Annotated in this window: 13 protein-coding genes; 5 read left to right on the top strand and 8 right to left on the bottom strand. The window is 71.7% G+C overall.

Features of this window, described 5'->3' with window-relative positions:
- The first annotated feature begins 6 nt into the window (after positions 1-6).
- Both OG900_32570 and OG900_32565 read left to right on the top strand, forming a co-directional pair.
- Positions 7-804, top strand: coding sequence for a helix-turn-helix domain-containing protein (locus tag OG900_32570; protein WUH94406.1), 798 nt, complete (start codon positions 7-9; stop codon positions 802-804).
- A 99-nt stretch (positions 805-903) separates the two neighbouring features.
- A complete protein-coding gene (locus OG900_32565; protein ID WUH94405.1) occupies positions 904-1,575 on the top strand; it encodes a FadR family transcriptional regulator in 672 nt (223 codons plus the stop codon).
- A 396-nt stretch (positions 1,576-1,971) separates the two neighbouring features.
- Here the strand turns inward: OG900_32565 and OG900_32560 are convergent, their stop codons facing one another.
- From OG900_32560 to OG900_32530, 7 genes are all read right to left on the bottom strand, one after another.
- Positions 1,972-2,802, bottom strand: coding sequence for an amidohydrolase family protein (locus OG900_32560; GenBank protein ID WUH94404.1), 831 nt, complete (start codon positions 2,800-2,802; stop codon positions 1,972-1,974).
- 3 nt (positions 2,803-2,805) lie between these two features.
- Complete coding sequence (locus tag OG900_32555) at positions 2,806-3,795, bottom strand: aldo/keto reductase (protein ID WUH94403.1); 990 nt, start codon at positions 3,793-3,795, stop codon at positions 2,806-2,808.
- A gap of 89 nt (positions 3,796-3,884) precedes the next feature.
- Positions 3,885-4,922 carry an ABC transporter permease gene (locus OG900_32550; protein WUH94402.1) on the bottom strand — a complete coding sequence of 346 codons (1,038 nt, stop codon included), beginning with the start codon at positions 4,920-4,922 and terminating at the stop codon, positions 3,885-3,887.
- Positions 4,919-6,487 carry a sugar ABC transporter ATP-binding protein gene (locus tag OG900_32545; protein ID WUH94401.1) on the bottom strand — a complete coding sequence of 523 codons (1,569 nt, stop codon included), beginning with the start codon at positions 6,485-6,487 and terminating at the stop codon, positions 4,919-4,921. Before OG900_32545 ends, OG900_32550 begins: the two co-directional genes overlap by 4 nt.
- Before the next feature lie 6 nt (positions 6,488-6,493).
- A complete protein-coding gene (locus OG900_32540; protein WUH94400.1) occupies positions 6,494-7,531 on the bottom strand; it encodes a sugar ABC transporter substrate-binding protein in 1,038 nt (345 codons plus the stop codon).
- A gap of 90 nt (positions 7,532-7,621) precedes the next feature.
- On the bottom strand, positions 7,622-8,428 hold the full coding sequence (locus tag OG900_32535; protein ID WUH94399.1) for an SDR family oxidoreductase: 807 nt from the start codon (positions 8,426-8,428) through the stop codon (positions 7,622-7,624).
- Entirely contained in the window at positions 8,425-9,750 is a 1,326-nt protein-coding gene (locus OG900_32530) for an L-fuconate dehydratase (protein WUH94398.1), read from the bottom strand. The genes OG900_32535 and OG900_32530 overlap by 4 nt, the downstream gene beginning before the upstream one ends.
- Before the next feature lie 171 nt (positions 9,751-9,921).
- Here OG900_32530 and OG900_32525 point away from each other — a divergent pair, with 171 nt between their 5' ends.
- On the top strand, positions 9,922-10,896 hold the full coding sequence (locus OG900_32525; GenBank protein ID WUH94397.1) for a hypothetical protein: 975 nt from the start codon (positions 9,922-9,924) through the stop codon (positions 10,894-10,896).
- A gap of 84 nt (positions 10,897-10,980) precedes the next feature.
- Positions 10,981-11,976: a PAC2 family protein gene (locus OG900_32520; protein WUH94396.1), complete on the top strand. Its 996-nt coding sequence runs from the start codon at positions 10,981-10,983 to the stop codon at positions 11,974-11,976.
- Between the two features lie 48 nt (positions 11,977-12,024).
- On the opposite strand, the gene OG900_32515 is transcribed toward OG900_32520, so the two are convergent.
- Complete coding sequence (locus OG900_32515) at positions 12,025-13,023, bottom strand: helix-turn-helix domain-containing protein (protein ID WUH94395.1); 999 nt, start codon at positions 13,021-13,023, stop codon at positions 12,025-12,027.
- 322 nt (positions 13,024-13,345) lie between these two features.
- On the opposite strand from OG900_32515, the gene OG900_32510 reads away from it, so the two are divergent.
- A complete protein-coding gene (locus OG900_32510; GenBank protein WUH94394.1) occupies positions 13,346-13,600 on the top strand; it encodes a DNA-binding response regulator in 255 nt (84 codons plus the stop codon).
- Positions 13,601-13,702: the final 102 nt, after the last annotated feature.

Genomic DNA, 13,702 nt, shown 5'->3' with positions numbered 1-13,702 from the left:
GGGCCCATGAGCAGGCACGGCTTGGGCCGCGGGGTGCTGCGGCCGGACCGGGCGGCAGGCCTCCTCGACGTGCGGCAGCAGGCCCCGGCGCCCGGCCTCGCCGGCCTGGTCGACTTCTACTGGAATCCCCGCTGGGACCTGCGCGGCCGCGACCCCTACGAGCAGAAGGTGCTCGCGCACCCGAACGTGCACCTGGTCTTCGAGCCGCACGGGCCGACGGTCTACGGGGTGCAGCGCGGGGTCTTCGTGCGGCGCCTGGAAGGTGCGGGGCAGGTCTTCGGGGTGAAATTCCGGCCAGGCGCCTTCCGGCCCTTCGCGCAGGGCCCGGTCGCCGACCTCGCCGACCGTACGGTGCCGGCGGCCGGCGTCTTCGGGCCCGGGGTCGCCGAGGTGGGCCGGCGGATCCTGGCGCTGGACGACCTGGCGGACATGGCCGCGCAGGCCGACCGCTTCCTGCTCGGCCTGCTCCCCGGCCTGCCGCGGGACCCGCAGGTCGCCGAGGTCGCCGAACTCGTCGAGACGATCACCGCGAGCCCGCAGCTCTTCCGGGTGGACGAGCTTGCCCGAGAGCTGGACATGCCGGTACGCCGGCTCCAGCGGCTCTTCGCCGAATACGTCGGCGCTTCGCCGAAGTGGGTGCTGCGGCGGGCGCGGCTGCACGAAGCCGCCGCCAGGGCCGACGAGGGGGCCGGCATCGACTGGGCCGTCCTCGCGGCCGACCTCGGCTACGCCGACCAGGCGCACCTGACACGGGACTTCACCGCCGCGGTCGGCGCGCCGCCCAGCAGGTACGCCGGTCGCTGAATTCCCGTTTCGTTAGGTGATCGGGCTCTCCGGGCACATAATGAGGCCATACATCGGAGGTCTGGCGGCGCTGCGGGACCGGAACATGGGGAGGGCGCGATGGCGGTCACCGACGAGGCCATTGAGAAGATCAAGGAGATGATCGTCTCCGGGGCCCTGCGGCCCGGCGACCGCCTCCCCAAGGAGAGCGAACTGGCGGCCGAACTCGGCCTGTCCCGCAATTCGCTGCGCGAGGCCGTGCGTGCCCTGTCGCTGATCCGGATCCTCGACGTCCGCCAGGGTGACGGCACATATGTCACCAGCCTCGACCCGCAGCTGCTGCTCGAAGCGCTGAGCTTCGTGGTGGACTTCCACCGCGACGACACGGTGCTGGAATTCCTGGCGGTGCGCCGCATCCTGGAACCCGCCGCCACCGCGATGGCGGCGCTCCGCATCCCCGCGGAAGAGCTCGACGTCCTTGAGGGCAAGCTCGACGCGCTCGGGCCCGAGCCGTCCGTGGAGGAGCTGGTCGCCTCCGACCTGGAATTCCACCGCGGCATCGTGCAGGGCTCCGGCAATTCCGTCCTGTGCTCACTTCTCGACGGCCTCTCCGGGCCCACCACCCGGGCGCGGGTCTGGCGGGGCCTCACGCAGGAGGACGCGGTGTCGCGGACGCTGCATGAGCATCGGGCGATTCTGAGCGCGCTCAGGGATCGTGACGCGGAGGCCGCGCGATCGTGGGCCACGGTCCACGTCGCGAGCGTCGAACAATGGCTCCGCTCCACCCTCTGACCGCCGGGGGCCCCGCCCCCGGCCCCTGATTGCCCCTTGCGGCACGCTGCTTACCTGCGGCCCGGTGGGGGCTGTTCGCGCAGTTCCCCGCGCCCCTGGGTGGGTGCCACTTGCGGTGGTGTTCGCATCTTTCCCGCCTCTTCGGCGGGGCGCGCAGTTCCCCGCGCCCCTGAAAAACGCTCACCCTCCTGCGCGCAGAGCCCCTGCCAGGGGCAGAGGAAACGCTGGGCGCAAGAGGACGCAGGCCAGAAGGGGCGCGGGGAACTGCGCGCCCCATCACGATGCACGCGCAGGCAAGCAACGCACCGCAAGGGGCAATCACCCAGGGGCGCGGGGAACTGCGCGACAAGCCCCCACCGGGCCGGAGGCAGGCGGCGCATCGCCGGGCCCCCGGGGCTAGCGGAGGGCGTAGATGTGGGTGGCCGTGGTGCCGAAGACCGCGGCGGACTCGGACGGGGAGAGCCCGGCGGTGGCGGACTCCGCGAGGGCGACCACGTCGCCGTAGGGAGCGGCAAGCGTGCAGACGGGCCAGTCGGAGCCGAAAAGGGTTCGGGCCGGCCCGAAAACGTCCAGCACGTGCCGTGCGTACGGCAGAAGGTCGGCCGGCTCCCAGCCGGACCAGGCGGCCTCGGTCACGAGCCCGGACAGCTTGCAGCTGACATTGGGCAGGGCCGCCAGCGCGAAGAGCTGCGCGGCCCACGGCTCCCACCCGCCGGAGGCGATGCGCGGCTTGGCCGCGTGGTCGAGCACGAAGCGCAGCTCGGGCAGCGCCGCCGCCGTCTCCAGCGCCGCGGGCAGCTCGCGCGGGGTGACCAGCAGGTCGTAGACGAGGCCCGCGGCGGCGACCGTGGCCAGGCCGCGGCGGACCGCGGCGCGGGCGAGCCACCAGGGGTCGGGCTCGTCCTGGACCTGGTGGCGTATCCCGACCAGCGGGCCGCCCAGCGAGGCCAGGACGTCGGCGAGGGCGGGGTCGGTGAGGTCGGCCCAGCCGACGACGCCGGCGACGCGGCCGCCTGACCCGGCCGCGACGGCGAGCAGCTCGCGGGTCTCGTCCAGCGACGAGCTGGACTGCACGAGCACGGTCGCGTCGATGCCGTGCGCGTCGAGCAGCGGTTCCAGCTCGGCCAGGTCGAAGGTGCGGGCGATGGGGTCGAGCGCGGCACCGGTCAGCCAGGGCTGCGGGCGCCGCGCGAGGTCCCACAGGTGGTGGTGCGCGTCGATCCGCACGGGCTACTCCCCCACCGGGAGGTTCGCAGCGAGCGGCAGCGGCACGTCCTCGTCGAGCAGCCCGCGCTCGACCAGCGCGTGCCACATCGCGTCCGGGATGTCGTGGTGGAACATCGCGGTGTTGTCGCGCACCTCGTCCGGGTTCGCGGCGCCGACGACCGCGGAGACCACGCTGGGGTGGGCGAAGGGGTAGCGCAGGGCGGCGGCCCGCAGCGGGACGCCGAATTCGCCGCAGACCGCGGCCATCGCCAGCGCACGGTCGAGGAGTTCCTGCGGCGCGGCGGCGTAGTCGTAGTGCGCTCCGGGCCTGGGGTCGGCCAGCAGCCCGGAGTTGTAGACGCCGCCGACGACGACCTTGGTGCCGCGGCGCTCGCACTCCGGCAGCAGGTCGTCGTAGGCGGTGCGTTCCAGCAGTGTCCAGCGGCCCGCGCACAGCACCACGTCGACGTCGAGGTCGGCGACGAGCCGGGCCAGGACGTCGCTGTGGTTCATGCCGAAGCCGATGGCCTTGACCATCCCCTGGTCGCGCAGGTCGGCGAGCGCGGGGAAGCCGGTGGCGTAGACGTCGGGCAGGTGGTCCTCGACGTCGTGCAGGTAGACGATGTCGACGGCGTCCACGCCGAGCCGCTCCAGGGAGCCCTCCAGCGTGGCCCGGATGCCGTCGGCGGTGAAGTCCCAGACCCTGGCCCGTTCGGGGACGTCGGTGAAGCCCTGGCCGTCGGGCAGTTCTCCGGGCCCGAGGTCGCGCAGCCGGCGCCCGACCTTGGTGGACAGCACGTAGGACGCGCGGTCCCGGCCGGCCAGCGCCCGGCCGAGCCGCTCCTCGGAGCGGCCCAGGCCGTAGTGCGGCGCGGTGTCGAGGTAGGTGACGGGCCGCCCCGCGTCGAAGGCGGCGGCCACGGTGGCCTGCGCCTCCTCGTCGGTGATGGCGCGGTAGAGATTGGCCAGCGGCGCGCAGCCGAGGCCGAGCCGGGGCAGTTCCGGTACGGGCATACGGGGTGTCCTTCTGCTGGGCTGGGCCGGCTGCGCTGCGGTCGGACCGTCGGGGCGGGTACGGGGTCGGATACGGGTCGGGGCCCGGGTCAGTCCTGCTTCTCGCCGCCGGCGAAGCGGGAGATGATCAGGGCGACGATGATGATGGCACCGTAGAGGAACTTGTCCCACAGCGGCGGCACACCGCCGAGGGTCGTGACGTTCACGACCAGTTGCAGGCTGACGACACCGGTGAGGGCGCCGAAGAGCGTGCCGCGGCCGCCGTTGAGGCTGACCCCGCCGATGACGGTGGCGGCGAAGACCTGGAAGATCCAGCCGTCGCCCTGGGTGGCGGAGATGGCACCGTAGTGGCCGGCGTAGAGCACGCCGGCGAAGGCGGCGATCAGGCCGCCGAGCGCCAGCACGATCCAGGTGATCCGGTCGACGCGGATGCCGGCCGCCCTGGCCGCCTCGGTGTTGCCGCCGATCGCGTAGAGGGCCCTGCCGTGCCGCAGGTAGCCGAGCGCCAGGCCGCCGATGACGAAGAGCAGCAGGCAGATCCACACCGCGGCGGGCGCGCCCATCCACTCGGTCTTGCCCAGGTAGGAGAAGGACGCCGGCACCGCGACGATGGACTTGCCCTGCGCGACGCCGTCCTGCAGGCCGCGCAGCATGGTCAGCATGCCCAGTGTCGCGATGAAGCCGTTGACCCGCAGCTTGAGGATCAGGAAGCCGTTGACCGCGCCGATGACCAGGCCGACGGCCAGGCAGACCGGGATCGAGGACCAGGTCGGGAAGAGCCCGATGCCGTGGAAGGTGGCGGGGCCGCTGCTGGGCAGCACCAGCCACATCGCGATGACCGGCGCGACGCCGATGGTGGACTCCAGGGAGAGGTCCATCCGGCCGCATATGAGGATCATCGCCTCGGCGAGCACCAGCAGGCTCAGTTCGCTGCTCTGCTGGAGCACGCCGATCAGGTTGTCGGAGGTCAGGAACACCGGCGACACGATGAAGCCGATGACGCCCAGCACGAAGATCACCGGTATCAGCGACAGGTCGCGGAAGCGGGCGAGCCGGAAGCGCGGTGCCGCGGCACGGGCTTTGCCCGGCACGGCCAGGTCGGGGGTCAACTGGGTGGTCTCACTCATTCCTCGGCTCCCTTGTCGCCGCCCGCGCCCGCGGGCAGCCCTTCCATGGCCGAGACCAGGTCCCGGTCGTTCCATCCGCTGCCGAACTCGGCGATCACCCGTCCGTGGAAGAGCGCGATCACCCGGTCGCAGACCCGCAGGTCGTCGAGTTCGTCGGAGACGATGACGGCCGCGTCCCCCCGGTCGGCGACCCCGCGGACCACGCCGAGCAGCGCGTCCTTGGACTTCACGTCGACTCCCGCGGTGGGCCGGATGGCCACCAGCACCCGCGGGTCGCGGGCCAGTGCCCGCGCGATGACGACCTTCTGCTGGTTGCCGCCCGACAGGTCGGAGACCGGCTGTGCGGGTCCTGAGGTCTTGATGTCCAGCGAGTCGATCATCCGCTGGGCGAAGTTGCGGGTCCGCGACGGCAGCACGGTGCCGTAGGGCCCGAGCTGGTCGGTCACGGTGAGCGTGGCGTTTTCCGCCACGCTGCGGCCCAGCACCAGGCCCTGCCGGTGCCGGTCCTCGGGGACGTATCCGATGCCGGCGTTCAGGGCGTGCGGCACGCTGCCGGGGCGTACGCCCTTGCCGTCGACCGACGCCCTGCCGCCGGTGGCCTTGCGCAGGCCCACCAGCGTCTCGCCGAGCGCGGTGTTGCCGCTGGCGGTGGCGCCGGCCAGGCCGAGGACCTCGCCGGCGCGTACCGCGAAGTCGATCGGCTGGAAGGCGCCCTCCAGGGCGAGCGCCTCGGCCCGCAGCACGGTGTCGTCCGACGGGCCGGCGGGCGTGTCCGCCGGCGTCCCGGCCGCCGCGGACCTGGCGTGCCAGGTCGTGGCGGACTGCCCGGTCTCGCCCGTCACGGCCGCCACGAGGTCCGCCTTGCCCAGGTCCGCGACGGGCGCGGTGAGGATGTGGCGGGCGTCGCGGTAGACCGTGACGGTGCTGCAGAGGTCGTAGACCTCCTGCAGGTGGTGCGAGATGAAGAGGAACGCGACGCCCTGCTGCTGCAGTTCGCGCAGCTTGGTGAACAGCCGCTCGATGCCTGCCGCGTCGAGCTGCGCGGTGGGCTCGTCCAGGATGATGAAGCGGGCGCCGAAGGAGAGCGCTCGCGCGATCTCCACGAACTGGCCCTGCTCCACGGTGAGGTCGCCGGCCCGGGTGGCGGGGTCGACGTCGACGCCGTACTCGGCGAGCAGGCGGGCCGCGTCGGCCCGCAGTGCGGACCAGCGGATCCGGCCGCGCTCGAACCTGTTGAGGTACAGGTTCTCGGCGACCGTCAGCTCCGGCACCACCATGGACTTCTGGTAGACGCAGGCGACCCTGGCCTGCCAGGCGGCGGTGTCACCCGGAGCGGGCGCGGGTTCGCCGAGGAAGGCGACCCGGCCCGCGTCGGGTGCGTGCAGCCCGGTCAGCACCGACACCAGGGTGGACTTGCCCGCACCGTTGCGGCCGACCAGCGCGTGCGAGTCGCCGACCGCCACGGTGATGCCCACCTGGTCCAGCGCGACGGTGGGACCGAAGCGCTTGACGACGCCCTCGGCGTGCACCGCGGGAGGAGGGGTTGAGGCCTGACCGTTGCTCATGTGCGCTCAGCTCTTTCCGAGCTGGTTGGCCCACAGGCTGGGGTCGTCCACGTTGTCCTTGGTCACCAGCGGCGCCGGCAGCTGGTCCTCAAGGCCGTTGGGGATGCTGACGATCGTGGAGTTGTGGTCGGTCGGGCCGGGCTTGAAGGTCTGTCCGGCGAGCGCGGCCTTGGCGTAGTACAGCGCGTACTTGGCGTAGAGGTCGGCCGGCTGGGAGATCGTGGCGTCGATCTGGCCCGCCCTGATCGCCTTGAACTCGTCCGGGATGCCGTCGTTGGAGATGATGGTGATGTGGCCGGGGGTACCGGGCGGCTTGAGCAGGTGCTTCTGCTCCAGCAGGGCCAGCGTCGGCTGCAGGAAGACGCCGCCGGCCTGCATGTAGATGCCGTTGACGTCCGGGTCGGAGGCGAGCGTGGTCTGCAGCTTCGCCGACGCGACGTCGCCCTTCCAGTCGGTGGCCAGCGCGATCACCTTGATGGCCGGGAACTTGGTCTTCATGCAGGACGCGAAGGCCTCGGAGCGGTCCCGGCCGTTGATCGAGTCGAGGGCGCCCTCGAACTCCACGACCTTGCCCTTGCCGCCGAGCTGCTTGCCCAGGTAGTCGCAGGCGTTGGTGCCGTACGCCTTGTTGTCGGCGCGCACCACCATGTAGACCTTGCCCTTGTCGGGGCGGGTGTCGACGCTGATGACCGGGATGTTCTTGCCGGCCAGCTTGTCCAGGGTGGACGCGATGGCGCCGGTGTCCTGCGGTGCCATCACGATGGCCTTGGCACCCTGGTCGGTGAAGGTCTGCACGTTGGCGACCAGCTTGCCGATGTCGTTCTGCGAGTTGGTGCGGGGCAGCGCGGAGACCTCGCCCGCCTTGACGCCCTTCTCGATGTAGCCGTTGTAGGAGTTCCAGAAGTCGCTGTCGGAACGCGGCAGGTCGATGCCCACCTTGCCGGACGTGCCGGCCTTGTCGTCGCTGCCTCTGTTGCAGCCCGCGAGCGCGGTGACCGCGAGGAGGGCCGCGATGGCGGCGACGGTCGTCTTACGCAGTCTCATCGTCGAGTTCTGCCCTTCGGAAGTGTGTCGGCTCATGGTGGTGCGGTGCTCAAGGGGTGGTGAGGGTGGCCAAGGGGTGGTGCGGGTCGTTCAGTCGGCGGGACGCAGGCGCAGGCCCTGCATTCCGCCGTCCACGGCGAGCGCGGTGCCGGTGACGCTCGCCGCGGCCGGTGAGGCCAGGTAGGCGATCGCCGCGGCGACCTCGTCGGCGGACACCAGTCGGCCGAGCGGCTGGCGGGCGTCGAGTGCCGCGCGCTCGGCGGCCGGGTCGTCGGCCTGGTCGAGCAGCCGGGCGATCCACGGGGTGTCGGCGGTCCCGGGATTGACGCAGTTGACCCGTACGCCCTCGCGTACGTGGTCGGCGGCCATCGCCAGGGTCAGCGAGAGGACCGCGCCCTTGCTCGCGCTGTACAGGGCACGCTGCGGCAGCCCTGCCGTGGCGGCGATGGAGCAGGTGTGGGTGATCGAGGCACTGCCGGGCCGGGCGGCGGCCGCCTTCCTGAGGTGCGGCAGCGCGGCGCGGGCGGTGCGGACCATGCCGAGGACGTTGACGTCCAGCACCCTGGTCCACTCCTCGTCGGCGTTGTCCTCGACGGTGCCGACGGAACCGATGCCGGCATTGCCCACCAGGATGTGCAGGCCGCCCAGTTCGCGTACGGCCGCGGCGACCGCGGCGCGCACCTGGCTGTCGGAGGTGACGTCCGCGGCGACCGCGAAGGTGCCCTCGGGGGCGCCGGAAGGGTCGCGGTCCAGCACCGCGACGCGGGCGCCGCGGGCGGTGAGCAGTGCCGCGGTGGCGGCGCCGATCCCGGAGGCGCCGCCGGTGACCAGGGCGGTCAGTCCGGCGAAGTCCTGCGGGAATTCCCGGGCGTCGCTGCGGGGGGTCGTACCGGTCATCGGGTCAGCTCCTGTCGCTCCTGCCGCTCCTGCCACACCGGGCCGTCGGGGAAGCGGTAGTCGGCCAGCGTTTCCGGCACCATACGGGCGGAGAAGCCGGGTGCCGAAGGGGCCTGGTAACGCCCGTTCTCCACCACGACGGGGTCGGTGAAGTGCTCGTGGAGATGGGGAACGTACTCGATGACCCGGTCTTCGAGGCTGCCGGAGACCGCGACGTAGTCGAACATCGCGAGGTGCTGGACCATCTCGCACAGGCCCACCCCGCCGGCGTGCGGGCAGACCGGGACGCCGAACTTGGCCGCCAGCAGCAGGATCGCGAGGTTCTCGTTGACCCCGGCGACCCGGGCGGCGTCGATCTGGACGAAGTCCACGGCGCCGGCCTGGAGCAGCTGCTTGAAGACCACCCGGTTGGCGACGTGCTCGCCGGTGGCGACCCTGACCGGCTGCCCGGCGCGGACCGCGGCGTGCGCGAGCACGTCGTCGGGGCTGGTGGGCTCCTCGATCCAGTAGGGGTCGTACGGGGCGAGCGCCTTCATCCACTCCAGCGCCTCGGCCACGTCCCAGCGCTGGTTGGCGTCCACCGCGATGCGGATGTCCGGGCCGACCGCGGCGCGGGCCAGCCGCATCCGGCGCAGGTCGTCCTGGAGGTCGGCGCCGACCTTGAGCTTGATCTGGGTGAAGCCGGCGGCGACCGCCTCCTTGGCCAGCCGGGTCAGCTTCTCGTCGGAGTAGCCGAGCCAGCCCGGCTCCGTGGTGTAGGCGGGGTAGCCCTCCTTGCGCAGCTTCTCGGCGCGGGCGGCCCTGCTCGGTTCGGCGCGGCGCAGGATGTCCAGCGCCTCGTCGCGGGTCAGGGCGTCGCTGAGGTAGCGGAAGTCGACCAGGTCGACGAGCTGGTCCGGGCTCAGGGACGCCAGCAGGTCCCACACGGGCCGTCCTGCCTGCCGGGCGGCCAGGTCCCAGGCGGCGTTGATCACCGCCCCGGCCGCCATGTGCATCACGCCCTTCTCCGGGCCGAGCCAGCGGAGTTGGGAGTCATGGGTGAGCAGCCGGTAGAAGGCGCCGAGGTCGCCGGTGACACTGTCCACCGAGCGGCCGACGACATAGGGTCGCAGTGTGCTGATCGCCGCCGCGACGACGTCGTTGCCGCGGCCGATCGTGAAGCACAGACCGTACCCCGCAAGACCGCCGGGGGAATCCGTACGGAGCACGACATAGGCGGCGGAGTAGTCGGGGTCGGGGTTCATGGCGTCCGAGCCGTCGAGCTGCTCCGAGGTCGGAAAGCGGATGTCGTACACGTCGACCTCGGTAATGGTCGGACTCATGCACACTCCCGTCGCGAGACATCGGATCTTTTCTTGATGATCCGATGTATAGCGGCGCGCAAGGGTGCTCGTCCAGGGGAAAGCCGGAAGTTGTTGATAACAGATCGGATGTCTCGACGTCTCGCCACGGTGTCTGGCCTGACCTGGCTGACATGGCTGCGACGTGCGGCGATGACTTTGGCGGTAGTGGCGGTACTCGCCGTGCTGGCCGCGACGGCCGCGCTGCGGCTGGAATTCCGGGGCGATCCCGCCGCCGCGGGGCGCAGCCGCGGGCATGACGCGGTCTGGCTCGGCCACGCCTGGGTCGACGGCCGCCGCACACCCGCCGACCTGGAGGCGCTGCGGGCGCACCTGGCCGGCACCGGTGTGCACGACCTGTACGTGCACGCGGGGCCGCTGGAGCACGACGGCAGCCTCGACCCGGCCCTCTACCCGCGGGCCGCGCGGATGATCGCCGACATGCACCGGGTGCTGCCGGGCGTCCGGGTGCAGGCCTGGCTCGGCGACAGGATCGCCCAGGGCGGCGAGCCGGGCCTGCACCTGTCGGATCCCGCCGTACGTGACCGCGTCCGCGTGTCGGCCGACCAGATTCTGGACGCCGGCTTCCAGGGCGTCCACCTGGACCTGGAGCCCGTCGCGGACGGCGACAGCGGCTACCTCCAGGTGCTGGACTCGGTGCACACCCTCACCGCGGTGCGGGACGTGCCGCTGTCGGTCGCCGTCCCGCAGATCGACCCCCTGCCCGGCCTGCACTCGATCGCCCACCTGCCCTTCAGCCACCCCAAGTGGTGGTCGCAGGGCTATTTCGCGCAGGTCGCCAAGCGCTGCGACCAGATCGCGGTGATGGCCTACGACACCGCGCTGCCTGCCTCGTCCCTCTTCGGCGGCTACATCGCCCAGCAGACCGCCCTGGCCCTGGAGGCGACCCCGCAGGGCACCGACCTGCTGATCGGGCTGCCCGGCTACCACACCGAGAACATGGGCCACCACGGCTACGCCGAGACGGTGGCCGCCGCCGTCCGCGGCGCCCGGGTCTCGCTCGCCCGGCACGCCCGCGACCGGCAGGCCTTCGGACTGGCCCTCTATGTGGACTTCTACGCCACCGAGAGCGACTGGACCGCCTTCCGGGACGGTTGGGGCACGTAGGCTTGGTGGCGCACGCAGGAAGAGCAGCACAGCAGCAGCCGGTCAGGGGACGGCACGCCCCCGCCGGCCGGAAGGAGGCGCCGGGTGATCGAGCTTGAGGGGGTACCCGAGCTGATCGATCCGGTCATGGTCGCCGCGTTCGAGGGCTGGAACGACGCCGGGGACGCCGCCTCCACCGCGGTCGGGCACATGGACCGGGAGTTCAAGGGCGAGGTCTTCGCCGCGCTGGACGCGGAGGACTACTACGACTTCCAGGTCAACCGGCCGACGGTGTGGATGGAGGACGGCGTCCGCAAGATCACCTGGCCCACCACGAGGCTGTCGGTGGTCAGGATCCAGACGCCCAAGCCCCGCGACCTGGTGCTGGTCCGCGGTATCGAGCCCAGCATGCGCTGGCGCTCGTTCTGCAACGAGATCCTGGGCTTCGCGCACGAGCTGGGCGTCGAGATGGTGGTGGTGCTGGGCGCGCTGCTCGGCGACACCCCGCACACCCGCCCGGTCCCGGTCACCGGCGTCACCTCCGACGCGGACCTGGCCACCGCGCTGAATCTGGAGGAGTCCCGCTACGAGGGGCCCACCGGCATCGTCGGCATCCTCCAGGAGGCCTGCACCCACGCCGGCATCCCGGCGGTCAGCCTGTGGGCCGCGGTGCCGCACTACGTGTCGCAGCCGCCCAACCCCAAGGCGACCCTGGCACTGCTCAACCGGCTGGAGGACCTGCTCGACCTGCGCATCCCGCAGGGCGAGCTGCCCGAGGACGCCCGCGCCTGGCAGGTCGGCGTCGACCAGCTGGCCGCCGAGGACAGCGAGGTCGCCGAATACGTCCAGACGCTGGAGGAGGCGCGGGACACCGCGGAATTGCCGGAGGCGTCGGGCGAGGCCATCGCCAAGGAATTCGAGCGCTATCTGCGGCGCCGCGATCCGCAGCCGGGCGATTACGCCAGCGAGGGCGGCGACGGCGTACCGCAATTCCGTGACCTCGGCAGGCAGCCGCGGCAGGAGGAAAAGGATTCCGCCGACGGCGCGGAAAGCGGCGAGGAAGGCACCGAGCACGGGGGCGCGGACGACGGGGCCTCCTGACGGGTCATGGGGGCGGGCCTTTTCCGGTGCCGTCAGCCCCCGGCCCGCTCAGTCCCGGCCGGCCGGCTCGTGCAGCCGGCCCAGCGCGAGGTGCCGGTAGTCCTTCGGCGGAATGTCGTAGGCGGCCCGGAAGGCGCGGGTGAAGGTGGCGTGGTCGTTGAAGCCCCAGCGGGCCGCGATGCGGTGTACGGGTACGCCCCGCAGCGCGGGCTGGCCCAGCTCGCGGCGGGCGTGTTCGAGGCGCTGGCCGCGTATCCAGGCCGAGACGGTGGTCCCCTGCGCCTGGAAGAGGCGGTGGAGGTAGCTGACCGAGATGTGGTGCGCCGCGGCGATGACGCCGGGGGTCAACTGCGGGTCGTGCAGGTGCTGCCGGATGAAGGTCTGCACCCGCAGGTGGAGCAGCCGGCTGCGCGACTCCTGCGGGGCCTGGCCGGCCGCCTCGACGTGGTGGGCGAGCGTCGAGGTCAGCAACTCGACGGCGATGTTGCCCAGATGGGGGATGTCGGCCGGCCCGTAGGGCGAGGTGTCGGCGGTCAGCGCGGTGAAGAACTGCGTGAGCAGCGCCCCGAATCCCTGCGTGGCCGGCAGCGGGACCGCCAGGATCCGGTCGATCCGGTTCGGGGGCAGCGCCAGCAGCGCGCGCGGCACATGAATGCGCATCAGCGTCACGTCGGCCTCCTCGTCGGCGGCTATGCGCAGGTCGAACGGCCGTGAGCTGTCGTAGACGGCGAAGTGGTCCGCGCCGAGCACGGCGTCGCGGCCGAGCTGTGCCAGCCGCAGGCCGCCGTCGCGGCAGAAGATCACGGACAGCAGCTCCGGGTCGGCCGCGCGGATCAGCCGCGCGGTGCGCCAGACCTCGGCGGACGAGCAGGTCAGCTCGACGGCGTTGACCGAACTCAGCTCCAGCTCCCGCGCCGTGGCCCGGAATCCCAGGTCGTCGTCGCTGCGCACCCGCATCGGATGGATGCTCGTGGCCTGGAGTTCGTCGAAGCGGGCCAGCCGCTGCGCGGGTGGAAGGTCGTCGCTGCGGAATACGGTCCTGATCATCCCTCGCCCTTTGTCGTCCGACGCCGCCGTCACCCCCGGGCCGGGCAGTCCGGCACCCGGCCACGGATCGTCAAGCTCCTGTGCACGCAGTGCCAAAGCCACCCTACAAAGGCCTGCCAGTCTCTAGGGGTCGGCCGGTAGCGGGTATTCCGGCAGCGCAGACCGGACAGGAAGGAACAGATGTGATGATTACGCCCCGCGCGTCGGGACCACCGCGTCACATCTGTCACACCGCCCGCCCGTTCTCGCTGTCGCAACGCCGCTGCCGCGCGTTACCATAAGACGGTTCATTCCTTTGGAACGTTTTCCCCGGGGGGGGATTATGGCAATCGACGAACATATGGACGACGTGGATTTCCGAATTCTTGCTCTCATGCGCGACGGGCTTTCCGACGCCACGATAGGAAGAAGATTGTCACGCGGACATCGGACGATTCAACGGCGTGTCTGCCACATGATGGCCAGCCTCGGCGTCTCCGGACGCTTCGCGCTCGGGCTCAAAGTGGCGGAGCTCAATTTACTGGCCGGCCAGGACGCGACCGGGCATGCCAGGGAACTGACCGGCCTGCGCCAATAAGCACGTAGCAGGCCGAGGTCTTCCTCGGGAGCGGGGGAATTCCGGCGGACCGGGGGGGATACCGGGGGCCTCCGGGATCAGTCCCGAGGAGGGGGGGACGGA

Origin of the sequence: Streptomyces sp. NBC_00433 (assembly GCA_036015235.1) — a bacterium.
Taxonomy (GTDB): domain Bacteria; phylum Actinomycetota; class Actinomycetes; order Streptomycetales; family Streptomycetaceae; genus Actinacidiphila.
Note: the sequence above shows the minus strand (reverse complement) of the source record. Positions and strands in the feature narration are given on the sequence as shown.